This is a genomic window from Moorena sp. SIO4G3 (genome assembly GCF_010692305.1).
Taxonomy (GTDB): Bacteria; Cyanobacteriota; Cyanobacteriia; order Cyanobacteriales; family Coleofasciculaceae; genus Moorena; species Moorena producens_A.
In genome coordinates this window covers 1-22,054 of sequence record NZ_JAAHIG010000124.1, presented here as the reverse complement: position 1 = coordinate 22,054, position 22,054 = coordinate 1, and the positions used below count along the sequence as shown (strand labels likewise).

The 22,054-nt window shown below is 43.7% G+C and carries 21 protein-coding genes; 12 read left to right on the top strand and 9 right to left on the bottom strand.

Going from position 1 to position 22,054, the window contains the following annotated elements:
- The first annotated feature begins 92 nt into the window (after positions 1 to 92).
- Entirely contained in the window at positions 93 to 1,436 is a 1,344-nt protein-coding gene (locus tag F6J99_RS21395; RefSeq protein ID WP_293115097.1) for a zinc ribbon domain-containing protein, read from the top strand.
- A gap of 239 nt (positions 1,437 to 1,675) precedes the next feature.
- Here the strand turns inward: F6J99_RS21395 and thiS are convergent, their stop codons facing one another.
- Positions 1,676 to 1,900 carry a sulfur carrier protein ThiS gene (gene thiS, locus F6J99_RS21390; protein WP_293115095.1) on the bottom strand — a complete coding sequence of 75 codons (225 nt, stop codon included), beginning with the start codon at positions 1,898 to 1,900 and terminating at the stop codon, positions 1,676 to 1,678.
- Positions 1,901 to 1,986: 86 nt separating this feature from the next.
- Entirely contained in the window at positions 1,987 to 3,069 is a 1,083-nt protein-coding gene (locus F6J99_RS21385; RefSeq protein WP_070390756.1) for a thiamine phosphate synthase, read from the bottom strand.
- A 204-nt stretch (positions 3,070 to 3,273) separates the two neighbouring features.
- Between F6J99_RS21385 and F6J99_RS21380 the strand changes: the two genes are divergently transcribed.
- The gene (locus F6J99_RS21380; RefSeq protein WP_293115092.1) at positions 3,274 to 5,439 is read left to right on the top strand and encodes a DUF1565 domain-containing protein; all 2,166 of its coding nucleotides are present in this window, start codon (positions 3,274 to 3,276) and stop codon (positions 5,437 to 5,439) included.
- A gap of 107 nt (positions 5,440 to 5,546) precedes the next feature.
- Here the strand turns inward: F6J99_RS21380 and F6J99_RS21375 are convergent, their stop codons facing one another.
- The 3 genes from F6J99_RS21375 to F6J99_RS21365 all read right to left on the bottom strand — a co-directional run bounded on the left by F6J99_RS21375 (position 5,547) and on the right by F6J99_RS21365 (position 7,988).
- Positions 5,547 to 6,155 (bottom strand): Uma2 family endonuclease, encoded by a 609-nt coding sequence (locus tag F6J99_RS21375; protein WP_293115090.1) that lies wholly within the window; start codon positions 6,153 to 6,155, stop codon positions 5,547 to 5,549.
- 98 nt (positions 6,156 to 6,253) lie between these two features.
- Positions 6,254 to 6,865 (bottom strand): alpha/beta hydrolase, encoded by a 612-nt coding sequence (locus tag F6J99_RS21370; protein WP_293115101.1) that lies wholly within the window; start codon positions 6,863 to 6,865, stop codon positions 6,254 to 6,256.
- A 685-nt stretch (positions 6,866 to 7,550) separates the two neighbouring features.
- Positions 7,551 to 7,988 carry a hypothetical protein gene (locus tag F6J99_RS21365; protein WP_293115088.1) on the bottom strand — a complete coding sequence of 146 codons (438 nt, stop codon included), beginning with the start codon at positions 7,986 to 7,988 and terminating at the stop codon, positions 7,551 to 7,553.
- A gap of 249 nt (positions 7,989 to 8,237) precedes the next feature.
- On the opposite strand from F6J99_RS21365, the gene F6J99_RS21360 reads away from it, so the two are divergent.
- The 6 genes from F6J99_RS21360 to F6J99_RS21335 all read left to right on the top strand — a co-directional run bounded on the left by F6J99_RS21360 (position 8,238) and on the right by F6J99_RS21335 (position 14,825).
- The gene (locus F6J99_RS21360) at positions 8,238 to 9,296 is read left to right on the top strand and encodes a sirohydrochlorin chelatase (RefSeq protein WP_293115086.1); all 1,059 of its coding nucleotides are present in this window, start codon (positions 8,238 to 8,240) and stop codon (positions 9,294 to 9,296) included.
- A 613-nt stretch (positions 9,297 to 9,909) separates the two neighbouring features.
- Positions 9,910 to 10,146 carry a regulatory protein SipA gene (gene sipA, locus F6J99_RS21355; RefSeq protein ID WP_070390761.1) on the top strand — a complete coding sequence of 79 codons (237 nt, stop codon included), beginning with the start codon at positions 9,910 to 9,912 and terminating at the stop codon, positions 10,144 to 10,146.
- A gap of 108 nt (positions 10,147 to 10,254) precedes the next feature.
- The gene (locus F6J99_RS21350; protein ID WP_293115084.1) at positions 10,255 to 11,346 is read left to right on the top strand and encodes an MraY family glycosyltransferase; all 1,092 of its coding nucleotides are present in this window, start codon (positions 10,255 to 10,257) and stop codon (positions 11,344 to 11,346) included.
- A gap of 540 nt (positions 11,347 to 11,886) precedes the next feature.
- Positions 11,887 to 12,789: a TetR family transcriptional regulator gene (locus F6J99_RS21345; RefSeq protein WP_293115082.1), complete on the top strand. Its 903-nt coding sequence runs from the start codon at positions 11,887 to 11,889 to the stop codon at positions 12,787 to 12,789.
- Positions 12,790 to 12,826: 37 nt separating this feature from the next.
- Positions 12,827 to 14,671, top strand: a complete 1,845-nt coding sequence (locus tag F6J99_RS21340) for a pentapeptide repeat-containing protein (RefSeq protein ID WP_293115080.1) — start codon at positions 12,827 to 12,829, stop codon at positions 14,669 to 14,671.
- Complete coding sequence (locus F6J99_RS21335; protein ID WP_293115078.1) at positions 14,652 to 14,825, top strand: hypothetical protein; 174 nt, start codon at positions 14,652 to 14,654, stop codon at positions 14,823 to 14,825. The genes F6J99_RS21340 and F6J99_RS21335 overlap by 20 nt, the downstream gene beginning before the upstream one ends.
- Position 14,826: 1 nt before the next feature.
- Here the strand turns inward: F6J99_RS21335 and F6J99_RS21330 are convergent, their stop codons facing one another.
- From F6J99_RS21330 to F6J99_RS21320, 3 genes are all read right to left on the bottom strand, one after another.
- Positions 14,827 to 15,540: a DUF2259 domain-containing protein gene (locus tag F6J99_RS21330; protein ID WP_293115076.1), complete on the bottom strand. Its 714-nt coding sequence runs from the start codon at positions 15,538 to 15,540 to the stop codon at positions 14,827 to 14,829.
- A gap of 217 nt (positions 15,541 to 15,757) precedes the next feature.
- Positions 15,758 to 16,174: a helix-turn-helix domain-containing protein gene (locus tag F6J99_RS21325; protein ID WP_075895848.1), complete on the bottom strand. Its 417-nt coding sequence runs from the start codon at positions 16,172 to 16,174 to the stop codon at positions 15,758 to 15,760.
- A 791-nt stretch (positions 16,175 to 16,965) separates the two neighbouring features.
- Positions 16,966 to 17,385, bottom strand: coding sequence for a hypothetical protein (locus F6J99_RS21320; RefSeq protein WP_293115074.1), 420 nt, complete (start codon positions 17,383 to 17,385; stop codon positions 16,966 to 16,968).
- Between the two features lie 222 nt (positions 17,386 to 17,607).
- Here F6J99_RS21320 and F6J99_RS21315 point away from each other — a divergent pair, with 222 nt between their 5' ends.
- From F6J99_RS21315 to F6J99_RS21305, 3 genes are all read left to right on the top strand, one after another.
- A complete protein-coding gene (locus F6J99_RS21315) occupies positions 17,608 to 18,846 on the top strand; it encodes a sensor histidine kinase (RefSeq protein ID WP_293115072.1) in 1,239 nt (412 codons plus the stop codon).
- Between the two features lie 268 nt (positions 18,847 to 19,114).
- Complete coding sequence (locus F6J99_RS21310) at positions 19,115 to 19,762, top strand: response regulator transcription factor (RefSeq protein ID WP_293115099.1); 648 nt, start codon at positions 19,115 to 19,117, stop codon at positions 19,760 to 19,762.
- A gap of 351 nt (positions 19,763 to 20,113) precedes the next feature.
- Positions 20,114 to 20,311 carry a hypothetical protein gene (locus F6J99_RS21305; protein WP_070390768.1) on the top strand — a complete coding sequence of 66 codons (198 nt, stop codon included), beginning with the start codon at positions 20,114 to 20,116 and terminating at the stop codon, positions 20,309 to 20,311.
- Positions 20,312 to 20,461: 150 nt separating this feature from the next.
- Here the strand turns inward: F6J99_RS21305 and F6J99_RS21300 are convergent, their stop codons facing one another.
- A complete protein-coding gene (locus F6J99_RS21300) occupies positions 20,462 to 20,608 on the bottom strand; it encodes a hypothetical protein (RefSeq protein ID WP_293115070.1) in 147 nt (48 codons plus the stop codon).
- A gap of 664 nt (positions 20,609 to 21,272) precedes the next feature.
- Here F6J99_RS21300 and F6J99_RS21295 point away from each other — a divergent pair.
- On the top strand, positions 21,273 to 22,054 hold a 782-nt coding region (locus F6J99_RS21295), incomplete at its 3' end, for a hypothetical protein (protein ID WP_293115068.1).

Below are 22,054 nucleotides of genomic sequence, written 5' to 3'. Positions count from 1 at the left end.
AGCACGTCACAAGATGACTGCAAGCCGAAAGGTTGAAGGAGAACCTAGGAGCCGTATGAGGTGAAAGCTTCACGTACGGCTTTGGAGCGGAGGTGCATCGGGTAATACCGGACATCGACCGTAATAAAAAGGCAATTCCGGAAGTGAAAAGTTTCAGAACTCCCGACAGCCTGGGCTTGCCTGCTAAATTGATGGATTGGACTATCAATGATGTAGCGAAAGCTATTGCAGCTCAGCAGGCAGCTTGTACCGACGCGGTAATCAAGAAAATATACAAAAGGTTTCCAGGTAAGGACGGCCAAAAGACCAGAAAAGAGCTTTGTAAACAGCTCAAGACCTTGGCTTTTCTGGACAGCCCATTACTGCATAGGCTTGTAAGGAAGGAGTTTCAACGAGGACATTCCTCGGTCAAGAATCAAATAGTCTATCAACAAGTAGGTTACAGCTGTAAGCGACTTTCCCGTAACACTTATCAATTGGAATTGGCTGGACTAAAGAGAGGAAAAAGAAACAGGATAGTTGTTAGGTCTAATCGAAAAATCAAAGGACAGATTAGGCTAATTTCTAATCATCTGCTACAAAGGTTTGAAATTCATTTTTTAGTAGATTATGGAACTGTAGAGATTCCTGCCGACCGCCGAACCATTGGAGTAGACAAGGGATACACCGAGGCTTTCTATGATTCAGATGGCCGAGCGCACGGGAAAAACCTGGGCAAAGTAGCAACCAAAAAATCTGTTCGCGTAGCGTGGCCTTTTGGCCATCGTATATGTGCCAAAAATCGCAACCGAGGAAAACTCTGGGCACTTCATAGAAAATTAGAAAAGATAGACCCAGCTAAGTCGGCTCGAATCCTAGAAAATAACCTTGCCAGAAAAACAGAGAATCGCCGATACAGAAGAAATCAATCAGAACTCACAGCGATAATAGGAGCTGCTTCTAAGTCTCTTTTCAAAGGAGAATCATTAAAGGTATTTGCAGAAGATTTAACACAACCAATTAGGACCAAACGCCAGTCCAAGGCCATGTCTCGCAAGCTCAATAGTTGGATGAAAGGACAGATGCGGAAGTCCTTGCAGAAATGGGCTAATTGGACTGGGTCGGTTGTCACAGAAGTCCAGCCTAGTTACACGTCGCAAGTTGACTCCGTGACTGGAACCCTATTGGGTAAAAGGAGCGGGGACAGTTTTACCAGATTTAATGGGGTCGTGTTGCAGGCTGACCACAATGCTGCTAAAAACATCAAGGATCGAGGTACAGACTTCGAGATTTCCCGGTACATGAGCAAAACCGAGGTTCAAACAGTGTTGCTGCGTCGTACCGCGCGTTTCTTGAAGGGTATGGGACTGAGTCTAGCTGATGCGGTTGAGCTTGGATGGCTTGACTTTAAACATAGCAAAATTCGGGCTTTCAAGGAACTCCTTATCGAGATATAAGGAGCGCCCAGAAAGATGAGTGGTTAGAAGTTACCGTAAGAATAAGGCAGCCTTTATGGTTTGTCGGCTATGGGTAAAAGGGTTAAAACTTTATGATTAAGGCTGCCTTATTCTAAGGTTTCGTCTCCGGGAGGCTTGACTCCAATTGCTGTACGACCACTCCTCACTCGGGCAACAACAGATTGCACCTTGACCCGTGGTACCGGGCTTGCCCCGATTTATCCCGGTTTAAGAGTATCTCAACCGCCGCCGACAATAGTGACAATTTCGAGCTTGTCTGCCTCCTGCATTTGAGTCTGGTCCCAAAACTGCCGATGGAGAATTTCACCATTATATTCTACCGCCACCAGGCGCGGATTTAATCCTAGCTGTTCTAATAGCTGGGGTAGTTTAGTGTCACAAGAGCAGCTCCGGGATTCACCATTAACTTCAAGGGTAATTTGAGTTGTGTTGTTATAAATCATGAACGAATATTCACCACCAAGCTATTAACAATTAGTAACCATTACTTATTACCTAACATGTCTAACTATTATCTAGTTTTCTGACATTAGGGTTTAGAAACGCCAGCTTCAAGAGATCGAAGAGTGTGTTCTCGTTTTAGCTGGGACAGAAAATATTGAGTAACTAGAGTCGGTTGTTCCGCCTCCATTATCCCCCGGACAACTGCCACTCGTTGAGCTCCGGCATCCAAGACATAGTTTAAATTGTTTGGATCAATTCCCCCAATTGCAAACCATGGAATTGTAGCATGCTCTTTCGCATACTTGACATAATCCAAACCAGCTGCTTGCTTATTGGGTTTAGTAGGGGTTTCATAAACCGGTCCAACACCAATATAATCTGCCCCTTCAGCAATTGCCCGGTGTAGTTCATCAGGGTTAGTAGTCGAGCAACCAATGATACGCTGGGAGCCGAGTAGCTGCCGTGCTAACGCAATTGGCACATCCTGTTGTCCGATATGAACCCCATCAGCCTCCACTGCCAGAGCTAAATCTACCCGGTCATTCATAATAAACAAAGCACCGTAGTGATGGCACAGCTGGCACAGTTTCTGAGCATCAGCCAGTTTGTCCCCATCATCTGCTTGTTTTTCCCGGTACTGTACCAAGGTTAGTCCACCTTGGAGGGCAGCCTCTACTTTGGCAAACCACTGGTCTGACAAGGATGTAATCAAATACAGATGCGATCGCTCTAGCAACTGATGACGCTGATATCCCAGTAAATTGCTTTCTAGGCTGTAAACCCGATAGCGCATCTGCTTAAAGGCGATCCCCATCTGAGCATCGTATAGCTTACCATATTCTTCCAACACCCGTAGTGCTTCTTGCACCCGACACAAATTAGCCTGTAAAAGCTGCTGAATGCTGGAACGTCTTTCTTCCTGGGGATGAGTTAGTCCAGTCCCTGGATCCCCTGAGGTATCTCGGAAGATCCTGATTTCCGAGCTGTGCCAACGGGCTAATTCCTGGCGCATTTCCTTGCACTCCCCAGCCATCTGGGCGCTGTTTAGACCAAAGCGGCACCACTCCTCAATAATTCGCAAGCCTTCTCTAGCTCGGTCTAAATTTGCATCCAAAATTCGGCAAACCGCCGATTTTTGATTCATAATGCCGCTCTTTTGGTCATCCATTACTAACTACTCCATTATTATCTATCCTAACAGTGGATGGAAAGCTTGTTTCTGTGGTCAGTAACCTTTAGCAACGGACACATTTCAAGTGATAAATGATTACAAATAGATTACAACTATCCTAGTTTATGGATACGATCAAGCTTGACATTCAACTAAACTGTTATGTCATCTTCCTCAACATCGTACCCTCGGATAACAGCCATGAGTTTTATCAGAATTAACACTATAGAATTACCTATTTCCGCTCATTCCCATTGCCATTACCAGCATCACCAACATCAGCCTAGAGGCTTTGATCTTGGGTTACCAGTGAAAACGATTTTGCTGGGATTAACCTTTAGCATCATCAGCCAAGCTATCCCTTCAAGAATGGTGCCACTAGGATTAGGAGGAACCACGGCTTTAGCCCAATCAACTCAGGATGATAGGGCAAGAAACCTGGATCTTACCATAGAAAGAAAATTTTTGTTTGTAAACCCAGTTACCGGCAACGACACTAGTGGTGATGGCACCCAGGATTCACCTTTGAAAACTATCACTCAGGCGCTACAAGCTGCCCAGCCCAATACTGTGATTGTACTCTCTAGCGGTATCTACAGCAGTGAGATGGGTGAAACCTTCCCTCTACTTCTGAAACCCGGTATCAAGCTACAGGGCAACCCCCGCACTAGAGGTCACGATGTGGTGATTCGCGGCGGTGGTACCTTTGTTAGTTCCACGGCTGCTAGTCACGATGTTCTAATCGTAGGTGCTGACCAAACGATTATTTCTGGTGTGACCCTTAACAATACTAATCCAGAAGGTTATGGTTTGTGGCTGGAAGTCGGTTCGGTTTTAGTGGAAGACAATACCTTAACTGGGAATACCAAAAGTGGGATTGCTGTGGAGGGAAATAGTACACCAACAATTCGCAGTAACTACTTCTACAAGAATCAAGGAAATGCGCTCAGCATTTACGGAACCTCAAACACTCAAGTGGATGACAATGTATTTGAAAATAATGACTTAGGAATTCTCATTGCCGAAAACGTTGCACCTCATATTGTTAATAATCGTATCACTGGCAATATAAATGGGGTAGTGGTTGAAACCAAGGCTCAACCATTTTTCCATAATAACCTGATTGAAAATTCCCAACTGGATGGATTAGTACTCAAGGTCGGAGCTAATCCGGATTGGGGAAATTCACCAGAATCAACAAACAATACATTAAACAATAAATTAAATAATATATTTCGAGGGAATGGGCGGTTTGACATTAACAATCAGGAGTCTGAGCCTACTGTGATTGCTTTTGGTAATCAGCTAGAAAAGGAAACTAACAGTGAGGTTAATTCAGGGAAAACTGAAAAGGAGATCATTCAAGAGTCGAAGCTTGAAACAACAGCTGTTAGTAAACCAGCTGTTAGTAAACCAGCTAGTACTTCTGATGGTTCTGACAACCAAGCCGTTGTTATGGCAGAGAACTCTAATCACTCACAGAAGACTACGCCTAATTCTCAGGAGAATTCCAGCACCCCCAGCCAAGTCGTCCCATCCCAACCCCCTGCCGAGAAGGAACCTACAAAGGAATCGACATCTGCTCAGGTCTCAGCAGCTTCATTTCCCGTTCCATCAAGTTTGGAGCCTCAGGCATCTACCTCGACTGATAACATCGCCAAAGACGCAGCACTAAATAATTCTGCAAGTACTGAATCTTCTAGACCAGCAGCAAGGTCCCAAACTGAGAGTCAGCAAACCTCTCAAACCCAACAGCCTTCTGATGCTAGGACTCAACGTTCACATTCTGAACCCCTGACACCCCTGACTCTGAAAGTTATTCAAAATCAGGAGCAGTCATCTTTTGAGGAACCAACATCTCCAGCCAAACCAGGAGAGGATTCTAGCAGTTTTACTCCAGCTTCACCGTCACAGGAAGTGATTGATGCGTCAAGTAACAGGTCAAAACCAACACCGGCAGCAGCCTCGACTGAGGACGTTAACGTTATGATGTCAATGTCTAGTCAGATCACTACACCGGTTAATCAAAATACTAGTAATCAAAATACTAGTGCTAGCTCCAATTCAGGTAGCTCAATTCCAGTGTTTTCTACAAGTACCCAATCAAACTCGGAACAAAGGGGACCTCAAGGGAATAATCCTACTTCAGCTCTACCCAGTCAGGGTTACCGGATTTTGGTAAATGCTGAGAGTGAGCAGCAACAAGATTTAATGCGATCGCTAATTCCCGATTCTTTCCTGACCTCCTTTGAAGGAAGAACTGTGATGCAAGCGGGATTGTTCACAACCCTCGAAAATATTGATCGGGTTCTGAAATTACTCAGTAGTTATGGTTTGAGCACCACTATTGTGCCTCTGAATTACTGATCAGACCAGGCAACTGGGAATGGGGAAGCTTTAACAGCAAGGGTTTGAGCAACTACAATTGAGCAAATACAAGGCAACTAAACACAGTTCATAGAATTTATATAAACTCACCCTTGCCAAATTTCCGCCATCGTCAGCACAAAACCAAGTAAAACCGATTCACCACTAACGGTACTAGGATTGTCTAGCTGCTCAACTAATGCATCAGGGCGATAAATATAAACCTGGCGATGATCAGGGTCAATCAACCAGCCCAGCCTTGCCCCATTCTCTATATATTCCTCCATTTTATTTTTGAGGTCCTCCACCCGGTCATTGGGGGAACATAGCTCAATCACAAAATCGGGGCAGATAGGCGCAAATTGTCGTCTTTGTTTCCTGGTCAACCTTTGCCATCTTTCCAGTTTTACCCACGCTACATCAGGGGAACGATTAGCACCATTGGGAAGTTTGAAGCCAGTGGATGAATCAAAACCTTTACCTGTGCCATCCTGCTTAACCCATTTAGCAAAATGGTAGATCAGATCAAAATTTCTTCCCCCTGTTTCACTCCCAGTTGGGGACATAATAATTATTTCTCCCTCTGATGTCCGTTCAATCCGTAAGTCTCGGTTAATCTGACAAAATTCAAAGAACAGGTCATCATTTATCTCCAGTGCAGTCGGAATTTTCAACACTATGGGACTTGTTTCAACAGGTATAGTAACTACACTCATAGTTAGTTGAGGTGTTTTGCCCAATTAATGTTTTTTATAATGTTATTTCTAGTTTAAAGGTATTCCAGAGAAGTTAGGATATTTACCATCTCTGTTCACTATCTATTGAATAAAATAAATTCCCGGAGCAATTCTAAAAGCTCTAATGAAATCTCATGACCCATATCTAATTCTCTGTACTGCACTGCTGCTCCCAAATTGAGCAAATAATCTCGTAACCGGTGAGCAGCACTTAAAGGAACAACCGTATCTTGTCTACCATGCACAATTAAAATGGACGGCAACGATGAATCAACCTTTTGAGGGGTTCGATGCATATAGCCACTCAAGGAGGCTAAACCTGCCAGGGGTAAGGTTAACCCTACATCTAGAGCCATTGCCCCACCTTGAGAAAAGCCACACAAAATTGTGGAGGACAAAGGAATACCTGTAAAACCTTGGAGAGAATTGAGCCAGTAGCTCAAGCGCTCTTCGCTTTCTTCTAATCCCCGATAGTCGTCTCTTGCCAAGTCGTACCACATTCTGCCACCAGTTACCTGAGGGTGGCTAAAAGGAGCATCGGGAATTAAAAATTGGGTGTTGGGCAAGTTTAACGATGGCACTAGAGATGCCACAGCTTGAGCATTAGCACCCCAACCGTGTAACGCTACGACCAATCGTGCTGGTCGTTGACCGTTTGCTGGTGGAATTGAAATCGCTTCGAGAGACAGGCCTCTTACTCCTGAAGAACACAAGTGATCAGCATTCCAGATAGATGGGCTGAACTAGCGCACATTGACGCTCTCCCCTAGGGAGTAGGTTTGGGGAATTAATCGGGGCTGCAACTAAAATATAAGCCGAATAGCTAACTTACTTTATGGCGCGCTTTTCTGGTTTCAGCCCAAGATATCTGTTAGTGTGAGAATCCTATCACCAATCTGCCACATTTTTGACACTCCCCGCCCTGGAAGGACGGGGATTCTTGATTCAACGAGATGACTTGTTCAACCAGGCCGGAGCCAGGAAAAATAGAGGTCTCCTCTCCCCAAGCGTAGAGGGTCTATGACCCAGGTTTCGGTGTGCCCCACCGTACCTTGTCAGCCATGCAAAGCGCCAGTGGGGGAAACCCCCGCGTGAAGGCTTAGGTGCGCTTTCCGCATTAAGAATTAAATTCGCCACGGGTCGCACCTCTGCATCGCTTTTTTTTTATGTAGATAGATACTTTTTTAATCTAATTTTTTTCATAGACGTTTAAGTCGTTAGACCAAATTACGCAATATGCATCTGATACATATTTTTTACGTTGCCTACTTATTTTTAGATAGTATTTATCTAGCTTTTTAGTTTTTTATTTATAATAATATCATAACACGCTCTGTGAAAACTGTCAAGTTTTAGCTGAAAAATAAAGCCGTCCTATAAGGACGGGGCGCGATTACCCAATTTTTTCGGTAAGCGTACCTCAACCCGGCGCTGACCCGAGATTGCTAACAGGATCTCTGTCTGTCGCATCCGACGCACTAGTTGGGGTAAGATAGTTTGAGCTATATAGGGAGAATTGTTGATTTCAGCTAAAGAATACCATTTGAGACGGACATCAGATAGGGCGATTGCCTGATAACTTGACAGGACAGAAAACCAATTACCAAAGAATGCAGAAGACTCTGCCCAACCTAACCATATCTCCTCCCCTTCTGGGGAAAGGGTACTCAGCTGGACTCGGCCCTCGTCTACCTCCCAAACACCCTGTGCTACTAGAGGGATCTGCTCACCCCTAGCGTAGAAATGCAATCGGCGTTTAACCTTTGGCTCTTGCTGCTTTCTCTCTAGAATTGCTCTCGAAAATTGGTGCATAGGGGCAACAAGGCGTGGATACTTTCCCTACCTTAAGGCAATAAGGTAAAGGGTCGGTAATCAAGAGATTAAGACATTATACAAATGAGGTATTAAGAATAAAGCATGAAGTATTAAGGCTAAAGGAGCAATATCGATGTTACCTCTGAGTCATTGTCCTTAACCTGCCTACCACTAAAATAGCCTTTATAAAATTAATTATGTAAGTATTACGTAGAAGTATGAGCTATGAATGATCAAGGATGAAGTATGAAGATCGATCTCACAGATGAGTCATTGTCCCTATCTCCCCTACCGCTAAAACGCCCTTTATTAATGGTTGGTCACGGCACTAGAGACCCCGATGGGCGTCAGACTTTCCTAGATTTTGCCCACAGCTATCAAACCTTGAACCATTCTCGACCAGTAGTACCTTGTTTTTTAGAACTAACAGGTCCAACTATTCAAGAGGGAGTAGAGAGTTGTGTCCAGCAGGGTTATACAGAACTAACTGTATTACCGATTTTACTGTTTGCAGCTCGCCACAATAAATTTGATGTTACTAACGAGTTAGACCGGGCAAGAGCAAAATACCCCCAAGTCAAGTTTCACTACGGGCGTCATTTTGGAATTACCACTGGAATTCTGGATTTATGGCGGCAACGGCTTGCCAAACTTGACCAACTCCAACCAGAGTTACCCGTTAGCCAATTGAAGGTTCAAGCTTCCAATCTAGAACCTTCAACAAAACAACCTTTACCCTTAAGAAAAGACACAGTACTTCTATTTGTTGGTCGTGGGTCTAGTGACCCTGATGCTAATGGTGATGTCTACAAAATGGCTCGCATGCTCTGGGAAGGCAGTGGCTATAAAACTGTGGAAACCTGCTTTATTGGCATTACCCATCCTCGATTAGAAGAAGGCTTCCGTCGCGCCCGACTATACCAACCTAAGCATATTATAGTACTTCCTTACTTCCTATTTACCGGGGCTTTAGTAAAAAAGATTTTTGATATCACAGCTCAGCAGCAGAAACTTTATCCAGAAATTCCCTTGACCTGTTTACCAGAAATGGGAATTCAGCCTCAGCTGCTATCTGTGCTCAGGGATCGAGAAATCGAGGCTCAGTTGGGGCAAGTGCAGATGAATTGTGAGATGTGTAAGTTCCGGCTAGCAGCCATTGATAATGGTGCTGACAACGGACACTCCCACCACCATCACCACGGGCATGACCATCACCACCACCACTCTCACCAGCATAATCACAATACCCCAGATCCCTATCAAGACTTGGAAAAATACCACCAGCGTATTTGGCAAGCACCCTAGGGTTAACAGGTTGAAGGTTGGTAGGTTGAAGGTTGGTAGGTTGAAGGTTGAAGGTTGAAGGTTGGTAGGTTGAAGGTTGAAGGTTGAAGGTTGGTAGGTTGAAGGTTGAAGGTTGAAGGTTGGTAGGTTGAAGGTTGAAGGTTGAAGGTTGGTAGGTTGAAGGTTGAAGGTTAATCCAGAAAACATCCAACCTATACTACAAGGCACGCCTGGGCAAGAACAACATTCAACCCCATAACCTTGGCCAATAACCCACGCGTGCGCGTTCAACCCCATAACCTTCAACCTCCAACCCCATAACCTTGGCCAATAGGCCACGCGTGCGCGTTCAACCTGTTAACCTTCAACCAATAACCTTCAACATTCAACCTGTTAACCTTCAACCTCCAACCCCATAACCTTCAACATTCAACCTGTTAACCTTCAACCTCCAACCCCATAACCTTCAACATTCAACCTGTTAACCTTCAACCTCCAACCCCATAACCTTCAACATTCAACCTGTTAACCTTCAACCTTCAACCTGTTAACCTTCAACCTTCAACCTGTTAACCTTCAACATTCAACCTGTTAACCTTCAACCTCCAGGCCCATCACCTTTTTTGACTGACCAATGTCTCAAGACTTTAACGTTGGCGATCGCGTAAGAGTAATTACATTACCACGCTACGTCAAAACTGCTGAACCAATGCCCATGTTACGACCTCCTGATGTGATTAAAGTTGGGGAAGAGGGAGTAATCCTCGACCGACGTCCAGGAGGATACTGGGGTGTTCGCTTTTCTAGAGGAGCATTTCTGATCGATAGTCAGTACATTGAGTTAGTTCAGGGGGAAAATCCAAACCCCTAATCCCTAAGTGGTAATCGCTTTTTCCTGCTGATGTGCTTCTACCCATGTACCTTATTTACAAGATGAGCTTAATATTATCCATAGCGATTACAATTTTGCAGTCTGGACGTGACTTGGGAGATAGATGTGTACGGCTTCCTAGAGTCCCTCGGAATTGCCAACCCTAGGGGAAGTGGCTGGTTGGCAGTCATATTAACTTTCGGATTGGCATGGGCAGTGACTAGATGCTTGATGCCAACTTTACGCTCGTTTGCTCTAGAGGTTGGTTGGGCTGACCAACCCAATGCCCGACGGCTTAACCAAGAACCCTTACCCAATGCAGGAGGCTTAGCTATCTATACCGGAGTGGTAGCTGCACTGGTACTAGCTACCCTCCTGAGACCGATTGTCATCGAAGGGGTATTAGCTCAAGTGCTGACTATTCTCCTAGGGGGCTCGGTTCTGGTACTGGTAGGGTTTATTGATGATCAATTTGGTTTGCCTGCCTATGTACGCTTGTCGGTTCAAATTATTGCTGCCCTCTTGTTAGTGGCTAGTGGTGCAGGGATTAAAGCTACTTTCGGTACTCCGATTGATGTCCAACTCTCCATGTTACTTACGGTTCTATGGGTTGTGGGTATTACTAATGCCATTAACCTTATGGATGGGATGGATGGTTTAGCGGCAGGGGTCAGCTTTATTACTGCTATGAGCCTGTTAGCGGTTTCAGCTCAGTTTCCCAGTCGTGCCGCAGCAACATTGCTGCTGGCAGCCCTAGGGGGATCAGCTCTTGGCTTTTTGCGCCATAACTTCCATCCTTCCCACATTATTATGGGAGATGCAGGTGCGTACTTTTTCGGCTATGTACTAGCTGCCAGCAGCATTTTAGGGTCTTTGAAAGTGACTACGGTATTTGCCCTAGTCCCCCCAGTAGTATTTTTGCTATTGCCAGTCCTAGATACTACTCAGGTATTTGTGCGGCGGTTGATCAATGGTAAAAACCCTTTAACTACCCCAGGTAAGGACCACCTACATCACCGCTTGCTAGCCTTTGGTTTCTCCCAGCGCTATGTCGCCCTTATCCTTTGGGGCATTACCTTAGTGTCTAACTGGCTAGCGATGAAACTGCAAGATATGACTCCTAGGGTGATTTATGCCACGACAGGGGGTATCATTTTGCTGTTAGGCATTACTGTTTTGCAAAGAATTAGAGCAAAATAAAGCGTTCCCCAATTGTGGAATGATTAAAGGTAATCGGTAATTGGTAATGGGTCATGGGTAATTGGTAACTGACCCAACTCTACTTGATATCCCAAACGATAGTCAGCAATGCCCTGGTCAGTGCTGGCAAGAGCAGTGTGTGTAGGGCGTAAGCTGAGTACTCTTGCTCTGGACTTAAAATATTAAGATATATTAAATTGTCAATTAAATTGACATATTATCAGAGACCGCTGCTAAAATTAATGGTGGGTCTGACCCCACATACTTTAATTGGTATTAAATGATATAATATACCGTTTATTATTATATCCTGATTAAATCACCTGCTTTGAGGCGATTTGCTAGCAACAAAGCCGCCCTCTTCAGTAAGCAGCAAGACTACCGGAATTTAACCGATCACCATCGTCAAGCTTGAGTCAAGCTCCATTTGTTGGAGATTCAAGCTTCATCTCTTGATGCAGTTGCTCATGGGGGTTTACCCCCATAGCTATGCTGCATCGCTTTACCCAATTTCTTGCTTGCAGCGGTTGAAGATGACCGATGACCAATTACCCCTTAATTAATATCTTACTACCAGCTGTAGTTATCTCCAGCACTATATTTTCCAGTTTGACCTTACCGTTTGTTTTCAACAAATCAAAACCAATCGTTGTTGAAGTTAAACCGTTTTTAAATGTCGAACTTAAACCCATCTTCCATGAAGACCATAAGGATTTAGCAATTCCTTATCTTGGCGTTGCCATCCTAGCGAGTGTGTTAGCTGGTCTTGGCACTGTTGAAGTGGGAAGGCAATGGCAAAAATACCAAGCATCAGTCAGAGAAAAAAACAGACAACGCCTCCAGGAGATCGAATCCCTCAACCAAGCTGAATCCGAACCAGAGGAGCAACTAGATGTTCCAGAATACCAACCGGATGTTTCAGCAATAGCTCTTACCCAGAGGGATGATTTGCTTCGGTATCGAGGACTAACTCCTCCTAACACTCTATCGTTTGCTGTTCAACAACCCCATGGTGTTGTTGATAGCAATAATGTTATTGAGTTTAAACGCAATAGAGTAGCTCAAACTAAAGGGATGGCTATAAATGCCAACCAACTTAAGTTTTACCCTGAATCCCAAAACAATAATTCAGTTCAACTGAGGTCTTCCTCTGTTCCTGCTCTTGCTCTCCTTCAGGATTTGGAATTATCCTCCAGTCATATTATTAAATCCCGTCAGGATTACCAAATCTGCTGGATTAAGGTACCTCATTTAAGCAGACGCTTATTAGCCATTAACGTTGATGGTCAATACTACAGTTTTTTACGATTAGAAAAAACTCAAGAACAGCTTATCGCTATTTTGTCTAAGGTAGCTGATCAGCTCGATAAAATAGTAATTACTCATATCGATAAAGGGTATGTAATTTGGAATTGGGAACCGGAGGTATTATCTAATAATTAATTTTGATTATTTTTAAATTAAAACTAACGAACGATACATGAATACTGATGAAATTCAGTCACAATATTCCCTTGGGGAAAGAGATTTTAGTGGAGCTGACTTAAGTCAAGTCAACCTCAGCCAGGTAAACCTGGAACGGGTAATTTTATGGCGAGCCGACCTCAGTCAAGCAATTCTTACTGGCACTAACCTCAGTAGTGCTGATCTCTGGGGAGCTAATTTGAGGGAAGCTAACTTAACTCAAGCTGTTCTATGTGGTGCTAATCTGGGTCAGGCAGACTTGAGCGAGGCTATTCTAGACTTAACTAACCTCCGTACTACACTATACAATTTTTCCACTCAGTTTCCCCCAAATTTCGACCCTACCAAGGCAGGAGCTTATTTAATTGCCCCCGAGGCTTTACTAACGGAAGCTAAATTGAGTGGGGTAGATCTCAGTGATACCAATTTAAGGGGTGCGAATTTGACCAGAGCTGACCTCTGGAAAACTAACCTCAAAGGTGCTGATCTCAAAGAAGCTAATCTAACCCGTGCTTGCGTAATTGGGGCTCAGTTGCAGGATGTTGACCTAAGAGGAGCTAATTTAAGCGGCTCCAATCTGATGGGGGCAAACCTCAAGGGTGCTAAGCTTCTAAATGCAACCCTGAGCGGTATACTCTACGACGAAACCACTCAGTTTCCTGAAGATTTTGACCCAGTGAAGGCAGGAGGACATTTAATTGCTCCTGGTGTATCTCTACCAATGGCTAACCTGAGTCAGTCAAATCTCAGTGGTGTGGACTTAAGTGAAGCAGACTTATCCCAAGTTGACCTGAGTCAGGGTCACTTTTTTGGTATATCTTTGCTTAGAGCTAATTTAAGGAAAGCCAATTTAAGAGGAGTTCAATTCTGGGAAGCGGATCTACGAGAAGCCGATCTACAGGAAGCGGATTTGCGGGGAGCGGACTTATGGTTGAGCTTAGTTAGTGGCGCGGATTTCAGAGGAGCAGATTTAAGCAGAATTCACTTGTTTGGAGTAGATCTGTCCGCTACTAATCTCGAAGCGGTTAACTTCAAAGGAGCAATTTATAACCAACAGACTCAATTTCCTGAAGATTTTGACCCCACAGCCCATGGGGCATATCTAATTGCTCCGGATGTGTCTCTGTGTGGGCTAAATCTTCAGGGGGCTGACCTCAGAGGAGCTGACTTGAGTAGGGCAGATTTGGGTAAAGTTAGCCTGTTTGGGGCAGATCTTTACTCGGTTAACCTGGAGGAAGTCAATTTGCTCGGAGCGCTCTACGACCAAGCTACTCGATTTCCAGAAGGGTTTGACCCCAGCCAACACGGAGCTTACTTAATTGCCTCCGGTGCATCATTTTCAGATCAAGAGTTAAATGGCACTGATCTGGGGGGAGCTAACTTTAGTAAGGTAAATTTGCTTGGTGCAGATCTGCGCTGTGCTAATCTCGAAGATGCTAAATTTGAGCGATCGCTCTATAACCAAACTACTCAATTTCCGGAAGGGTTTGACCCTAGTAAGTTGGGAGCATATTGCATTGTGCCTGTTGCTTCCCTATCAGGGAAAGATTTGAGTGGAGCCAATTTAGGAGGAGTTGACCTTAGTCACGCTAACCTCAGTGGGGCTAATCTCAGTCAAGCTGACCTTTGGGGGGCAAACCTAAGTCAGGCAAACTTGGCAGGGGCTAATTTGACAGGTGCTGACCTGTTAGGGGCAAATTTAACTGGTGCTGACTTAAGCAAGGCTACCCTAAGTGGTGCTAATCTCCATGGGGCACAACTTAAGGATACTAAACTCACTGACGTAGACCTGAGTGATGTTGATTTGAGCAATACGTTTATCAGTGGGGCAATTATGCCTGATGGTACGCTTCACCACTAAGCTGTTAGAAGGCAGAAGGCAAAAGGCAAAAGGCAAAAGGCAAAAGGCAAAAGGCAGAAGGCAAAAGGCAGAAGGCAAAAGGCAAAAGGCAAAAGGCAAAAGGCAGAAGGCAGAAGGCAAAAGGCAAAAGGCAAAAGGCAAAAGGCAAAAGTAGTTTAGATCGGAAAACTCTGAACGAAGGTTGTCTGAAAGTCAGCGTTATAGGTGGCTTGGTGGAGATTGATCAGTACAACTATGTTCTGTCTATTGGGGGATAAGCGAACTTCTCTGATCGAATATTTCCTGATAGCTTCACGGTAATTGTTCAGTTTACCTAGGGTGAGTTGGCGATAATTGTAATTAATGACTAGCTGCATTGAAGCCCGGTCTATATCAGACATTCCTCCAGACAAAACCGAGGGAATATAAATTTGTTCTAAACGAATCTCTAGTGGGTCTTTTTCTTTATCCACCAAGACCTTAACTGTTTCAGTGCCATTGGGTTGAATGGAACGCTCAATAATTGGCAGTTTTAGTCCTACTTTTAGTTGATTGAGTCCTAAGCTCTGTCTTATTCTTTGAGTTTTCCTGAGTAAGCTATCTTCAGCGTCTTTAGGAGTGAGATTGGAATCCGAGTAGTTATAGTTAGTTTCTAGACAACCCTTCTTGACACAAGCGTTAGTGGCTACATCGAAAATTTGAATTTTGGCGGTAGGAACCTTTGTGACATGGTTTCTAGCACTTTCTAAATAAATATAGCTGCGACTATCTACCGAAAAACCTGACAATCGACGATTGGTTTTGACAATAAGTGCTAATCCCTCTTCCCCAAGCAATAGTAGAAAGAAGCTAGCAACCAACAAACTTGAATATAAATAAAAGCGTTTCATCCGACTTCCCTGATCCTTTAATTGGTCTTTTCCATACCAGTGATGATGTTTCTCTGGAGTATAGCGTTTCCTAGTCTAATCAGGTAGATGTCTAGTCAGGTAGCTGTTATAGCGCTACGCACAAGGCAAGAGGCAAGAGGCAAGAGGCAAAAGTTTACTAAAACAGCGTTTCAGCTTTTATAAATGTCCTAAGCTTAATTCGTAGTGCTATACCAAATCAAATTACTTTAAAATCAGAAATAGTCTCAATCCACACCCTTGCTCCACATTTGAGGGGATCATCGGGGCGATACATCACTCTACACGGCCCATTGACTTCCACCGTATGACCATAAGTGTTTTGAGAGCCTCGTTTTACGGTAATCACAGGGTTACGCTCCCCTGTCTTGAGATTGTTGCGAATTACCCTTTGGTTAACATGAATCACAGCCTTAGTGTACTCTCTGCGCTTTGACCAGTTCCGCTTGGGACCGCGAGTGCCGGGAGTGACTACTGGCATGCCATCAAACAGAGGAATCACCCAAGTTCTACCCACTTTATAGGCTCCTTTAACTCTGCCTTTGCTCAGAAGGTAACGGACGCGAGTGGCGGAAACACCTAGTAAATCAGCGGCTTGTGCGGTAGAAATCATCATGGGGAGTTAACCATTGCGTTAACGATACTGTTAATATAACATAATTTTGGGGAAGATGCAAGAAATGACATTTTAGGTATTAATTACTAGATACAGTAATGCGATCGCGTAGCGTGACCAAAGGTCAATCGCATTAAGCCAAAGCACCTCAGTTGAGAGTTTCCAAAAAAACTATTGCATTAGCGCAGCAACAATTCCAATGACTAACAATTGGTTAACTGCCTTCGAGGATGGTTCGATAAATTTTGAAAAAATCCCGAATATTCGTTCAAAATTATCCCCATCTCCCTATCCCTATCTATTTATTTTTGGCTAGAATGAAACAGCTCTGCTCTGCTATAACCCTTACCGGCTCTGCTTTGTCGGTTCACTGTCACCCCGTGAGAGATTTAGGGGGATCAAGTTTTACCTTATGGGATATAGAATTGCTATATCATGTTCGGATAATTGGTAATAAAAAAAAATTGTTAAGTGTTAATATTTTATCAATTAACACTTAACAATTAGGTGCCACCAGTGGCAAATTTAATTATTAATAGGTTAAGGGTACCTTTAATAAGTTATATGAAGAGATTTAGTACTTTTTATAGCGTTTATCGTAGCTATGAGGTACACATTATTTTTGCCCTCTTCACTCTTCACTATTACCTATTACCTATTACCTGCTCCCTGCTCCCTGCTCCCTGCTCCCTGCTCCCTGCTTCCTGCTTCCTGATCCCTGCTCCCTGCTCCCTAAAACCTAGATATTTGTACCTCAAAAGTCGTAGAATTGCTATATTCCAAGAGATAATCTAGTTCTGGAAAAATCTCCGTCTCAATGGGCCTTTACCTCGAAATGCTCCTATTTCTTGACGAATTTGTTGGCGCTGTTCCTCGGTGAGAATACCCCTCATCTCATATCGTGCTGACCTGTTAATGTCTTGCATTTGCTTTAACTGCTCTTCGGAGAGATTCAGACCTTCCCTTGCGTCTTTCAGTTGACGGCGGAGCACTTTTATAGTTTGAAAGCGCCGTTGTTGATCGGGAGTGAGAATATCCTCAATTTTGGAGTCAGTATTGTTAATGATGTCCTCAAACTGCTCTTTTTGCTGGTCAGTGATGTTCAGATTAGATAAAAATGGAGGAAGTTCTTGGGCATTAACTGCCATGGGAAAACTAGTGAGGGTAATTGCTGCGATACCTGCCAGTAGAGAAAAGCGTTTGATGTTCATGATGTTCACTTGTCTTTCTTTCTAACTGTTTGGAAGTGAGCTGATTTCTGTTTGATGTCTCTATCCTAAAAACGGGGAGGGCGAAACCACATGAGGCAAAAGACCTGAATTCCTCTAGGACTTTAGTCCTGGGCTAGAGATGACCAATGGGTCTTGCATTACCTTTGACACATGGATTAAGGTTATTGGTTGTTTGTTATTGGTTGTTTACAACAATCGTTAATGCGCCATCCGATTCAAATTACTAACCACCCCATTCGATTTTTGCTCTACCTGGAGTGGATACTGCTGATTATTACCGCTTTGGTGGAATTACTAAAACTTCCCTTTCCCATGCTACCTAGGTCTCCACTACTCAATCTAGTTTGCCTGGCAGTATTTGGGTTAATGGGATTGAGATTACCAACAAATAAGCCTATTTATAAGATACTTTACAGCGCTGCCGAAATTGGGGTAATTGTTTTAGCATCCATAGTGGGACATATTCGGCTGTTGCAATTAATGTTAATTATATTAGTTGTTCGCAACTGTTTTATCTTCGAGTTCCAAGGTCGCTTAATGATGACTGGATTTGCGGTTATATTATTTCTAATGAAGCAAATGGTGCGATTTCAGCATCATGGTCTGAGGCATCGTCCTCCCTTTAGACCACCTCCTGTGTTCAGAGCACCACCAACAGGGTTGATTCCAGAGCGATTACTATTTATCTTATTGACTTCTGTCTTTATATTTGTATTGGTCTTAATCGTTTTGCAGCTATTAGTGGATGCTGTACTATCAGAACGAAAAAGTCGGGAAGAGCTGGCTAAGGCTAATGCTCAACTGCGTCACTATGCCCTCCGCATTGAAGATATTGCTACGCTGCAAGAACGTAACCGTATTGCTCGGGAAATTCATGACTCTTTAGGACATTCGTTAACGGTATTTAATTTACACCTAGAAGCGGCTTTAAGACTATTACAATCTGACCCGGATGAAGCCAAAGAATTTATTCTAGAAGCGAAACAACTCGGGAAAACTGCTCTAAAGGATGTACGTCAATCCGTTGCTTCCTTGCGTTTAAATCCGTTACAAGAGCAATCTCTAGAAAATGCGATCGCATCCCTAATCGAGGACTTCCAAAAGTCCACAGCTATCTCACCTTCATACCATCTTAACTTAAAGCGTTCAATCCCTGCTGACATCAAAATCGCAGTTTACCGTATTGTCCAAGAAGGATTGACAAATATCTTTAAATATGCTAAACCTACTGAAGTATACATCCAAATTAAGACAGCAACAGATTTACAATTAATTATTAAAGACAATGGTATTGGATTTTCCCTAAACCAGAACACAACCGGTTTTGGTTTACAAGGAATGCGAGAACGCACCCAAGCCTTAGGAGGAACCTTTAAAATTGAGACAGCACCAGGAGCTGGCTGCAAAATTATTGCTCATTTTCCTTTACCAAAGGTTTAAGGTAAGCGCGTTTGTATCATCGGTTGTGAACACAGGTATGGCAGGCAAAGGCAAGAGGCAAGAGGCAAGAGGCAAGAGGTAAAATATATCAGGAGTTTTATTGTCCCCAAAAAAAATATCATACAGGTTTAGAGCTCAAATACCAACGCGCTTATCTAGAAATTAGAGACGCATTGTGATTAGTTTTGTTCCCTACTCCCTACTCCCTACTCCCTACTCCCTAAAAATAAGACCGAATTGACAACTATTATATAATTCATCCTTGATGATGATTCGTATTTTACTCGTAGATGACCAAAGTCTAATTCGGCGTGGATTAAAAGCCTTGCTGAAGTTAGAAGAAGACTTACAGGTAGTCGGTGAAGCCGAGAATGGAGAAACGGCAATTAGTCTGGTAAAAACGTTACAGCCAGATGTTATACTGATGGATATTCGGATGCCTGTCATGGATGGCGTCGCTGCAACTCGGGAAATTTGTCAGCAATTCCCGGATACAAAGGTATTAGTACTAACTACCTTTGATGATGACCAGTACGTTACCCAAGCCATACAATGGGGAGCAGCCGGATATTTGCTGAAGGATACCCCTCCCGAAGAATTAGCCCAGTCAATTCGAGCGGTGCAAAAAGGGTATACTCAGTTAGGTCCTGGTATAGGCAAAAAAGTCGCTACTCAAATGCGAGACCCAACTCCAAGTCCACCTCCGGGTTGGGATGAACTAACTCCTAGAGAGCAGGAGATTTTACGGCTAATTGCTACCGGTGCTAGCAACCGAGAGATTGCTCAGACGTTGTATATTTCTGAGAAGACCGTCAAAAACCACGTTACTCATATTTTGAGTCGGTTGAATGTACGCGATCGCACTCAAGCAGCTATTTTAGCCAACTCTATGTTTAGTAATTTTAGTGATAACTGATTATTGATATAGCCAGTCCAATTGCCATGAGTAAAAATCTGATACTTTTAAGGCAAAAGGCAAAAGGCAAAAGGCAAAAGGCAAGACTAATGAAGATTTTAAGGGAATCATCTTCAAAGAAGAGTGTACCTCATAACTGCGACAAACGCCCTTAGCATTTATAAATGAATTGGAAAAAGCGATGCAGTCGGCCAAAATCATTCTATACTTGATTGACTCTTGCCTTTTGCCTCTGCCTCTTGCCTTTCCTTAGGGGTCGCACCTGAGGTACACAGTTTTTTTTAACTCTTGCCTCTTGCCTCTTGCCTCTTGCCTTTCGTGATCTGTTCACAACTAAACTAAAAATACTATATGAGTTCCCCTTCTCAATCTGAAACTTTAATAATTGCCTACTTTTTTGGGGCTCTTCTCGCTATCACCGTTATGGTTTACTTGCTCAGAGGTTTTGGTATTCTTACCTTTCTTCCTGGTGGTATCCTGTGGCTATTGATATTGTTATCGATTGGTACAGGACTAGTTTACGGGGTTCAGAAAACTCGACGTTATTAGGGGAATAGGGAATAGGGAATAGGGAGTAGGGATGCAGCGCGGTCTTGGGGAGCCAGTGCCGCCAAAGGGGGTTCCCCCCGGAGACGAAACCTGATTACGTTGAGCCTTTATGGTTGGTAGGCTATGCAGAAAAGGGGTAAAACTTATTGATTAGCGATGCAGCAAGGGAACAGGGGGTTTCCCCCACTCGCGCTTTGCATGGCTGACAAGGCGAGCCTGTCTTACGGTAACTTGGCCTACGGCCACGCCAAAGGCGAACGCGAACAAACCATGAGCAACTGCCGTGCTTTCCCCCACTCGCGCAATAATCAAGACGGGAGTAGGGGTAAGAAAATTGACTGTAGCTTAGCATTCAGCTTATGTGCTACGCACACGCTACTTGAGGTGCTATCAGTCTTGGCCTTTGGACCACGCTACTTGAGATGCTTTGTGGCACAGGCTTAATGCCTGTGACGTAATGCTGAGGGCTGATAGCTGAATGGTTTCGGTTCGGTCGTCAGCTATCAGCATTTCGGGTATCAGCGTTTTGAGGGTTTTCCCTGAATACCCATCTAGTCGCGACCTTCAGCTAATATTATCTTACGATAATTACTCTGTCTTGATGCAGTCGCTCATGGGGGAAACCCCCAAGACCGCGCTGCATCGCTTAATAAAAATTTCCCTATCTCCCCATATCCCTATCTCCCCAGACCTCTAGCGCCTCCCTACCATCCCCGCCCACCCTTAATTATGGGTATTCAACCAGACTTGAGATAAGTCTAATATCGGTAAGGATTGAGCCTAGTAAGGCACCACGGAAATAAAGATACTATTGAAAAGTACCGAAAGGCTTATATAATAATAATTCTGCTCAGAGCTAATAGTTGAGGGCTCAGCGCCCGTCCGCTGAGGGCTGACAGTAGAATCTATTGCGAAAATCTTTAACTACTACGTGGTTATAGGGAATAGAGATAGGTTAATCTTGAACAAACGTGAGGTAACAACAATCAACATGGAAGCTATTGAACTGGAAGTCAGCCAACTAAAATTTTTACTGAAGCTACTGAGCAAACCGGATTATCGGGCATTGATTACAGAAGCGAAACCCAATTCTAAAACCTCAGCGGGTGAACGAGATCGAATTTGTCAGGCATTATGCGATCGCAATTTGATTGAGTCTAATCAAGAAATCACCAAAATTCAGATCACTGATGCAGGCAAGGAACTTCTAAACCAAGATCAGGCTGAAGTACCAATGAGCACGAAAGAACGCAAAATTCTAAAAGCCTGTGAAACAGAACCGACTACTCCCGCCAAGACAAACGTCAAGCCTGCTAAGACCCGCAAGGAAATCATGGACAGTTTGATAGAACGGGGTTATATCACAGTCGCAGAAACTAAATTCAAAGATGTTTGGATTACTGAAACAGGTATTAAGTACCTCTTAACTAATTATAAACCCGTTGGTCGTGGCAATATCAATTTGTCTAAAACCATGCTAGCGGATTACATCGATTTCCTGCGGAAACAGCTGCCAAACTCAACCAGTACAATCTCAGAATCAGATGGAAATTCGACTCCCGCTCTAGTCAATCCCCATAATAATGAAGAAATATTACAAATCATCAAGGATTTAGACCAGGAATTGGGTACAGAAAACTATTTGCCACTGTTTCATTTGCGCCAAAAGTTACAACCGCCTTTGTCTAGGGAAGAATTGGATAAAGCACTGTATAGCTTGCAAGCAGAAGATAAAATTGATCA

What these genes read in the sequence shown, in the direction of transcription:
- F6J99_RS21345 (WP_293115082.1), top strand. Translation starts at nt 11,887, where the DNA reads ATGACCAATTACCCCTTAATTAATATCTTACTACCAGCTGTAGTTATC.
- F6J99_RS21305 (WP_070390768.1), top strand. Translation starts at nt 20,114, where the DNA reads ATGAGTTCCCCTTCTCAATCTGAAACTTTAATAATTGCCTACTTTTTT.
- F6J99_RS21340 (WP_293115080.1), top strand. Translation starts at nt 12,827, where the DNA reads ATGAATACTGATGAAATTCAGTCACAATATTCCCTTGGGGAAAGAGAT.
- F6J99_RS21380 (WP_293115092.1), top strand. Translation starts at nt 3,274, where the DNA reads ATGAGTTTTATCAGAATTAACACTATAGAATTACCTATTTCCGCTCAT.
- F6J99_RS21335 (WP_293115078.1), top strand. Translation starts at nt 14,652, where the DNA reads ATGGTACGCTTCACCACTAAGCTGTTAGAAGGCAGAAGGCAAAAGGCA.
- F6J99_RS21315 (WP_293115072.1), top strand. Translation starts at nt 17,608, where the DNA reads ATGCGCCATCCGATTCAAATTACTAACCACCCCATTCGATTTTTGCTC.
- F6J99_RS21375 (WP_293115090.1), bottom strand. Translation starts at nt 6,155, where the DNA reads ATGAGTGTAGTTACTATACCTGTTGAAACAAGTCCCATAGTGTTGAAA.
- F6J99_RS21320 (WP_293115074.1), bottom strand. Translation starts at nt 17,385, where the DNA reads ATGAACATCAAACGCTTTTCTCTACTGGCAGGTATCGCAGCAATTACC.
- F6J99_RS21325 (WP_075895848.1), bottom strand. Translation starts at nt 16,174, where the DNA reads ATGATGATTTCTACCGCACAAGCCGCTGATTTACTAGGTGTTTCCGCC.
- F6J99_RS21310 (WP_293115099.1), top strand. Translation starts at nt 19,115, where the DNA reads ATGATTCGTATTTTACTCGTAGATGACCAAAGTCTAATTCGGCGTGGA.
- sipA (WP_070390761.1), top strand. Translation starts at nt 9,910, where the DNA reads ATGTCTCAAGACTTTAACGTTGGCGATCGCGTAAGAGTAATTACATTA.
- F6J99_RS21330 (WP_293115076.1), bottom strand. Translation starts at nt 15,540, where the DNA reads ATGAAACGCTTTTATTTATATTCAAGTTTGTTGGTTGCTAGCTTCTTT.
- F6J99_RS21360 (WP_293115086.1), top strand. Translation starts at nt 8,238, where the DNA reads ATGAAGATCGATCTCACAGATGAGTCATTGTCCCTATCTCCCCTACCG.
- thiS (WP_293115095.1), bottom strand. Translation starts at nt 1,900, where the DNA reads ATGATTTATAACAACACAACTCAAATTACCCTTGAAGTTAATGGTGAA.
- F6J99_RS21365 (WP_293115088.1), bottom strand. Translation starts at nt 7,988, where the DNA reads ATGCACCAATTTTCGAGAGCAATTCTAGAGAGAAAGCAGCAAGAGCCA.
- F6J99_RS21385 (WP_070390756.1), bottom strand. Translation starts at nt 3,069, where the DNA reads ATGGATGACCAAAAGAGCGGCATTATGAATCAAAAATCGGCGGTTTGC.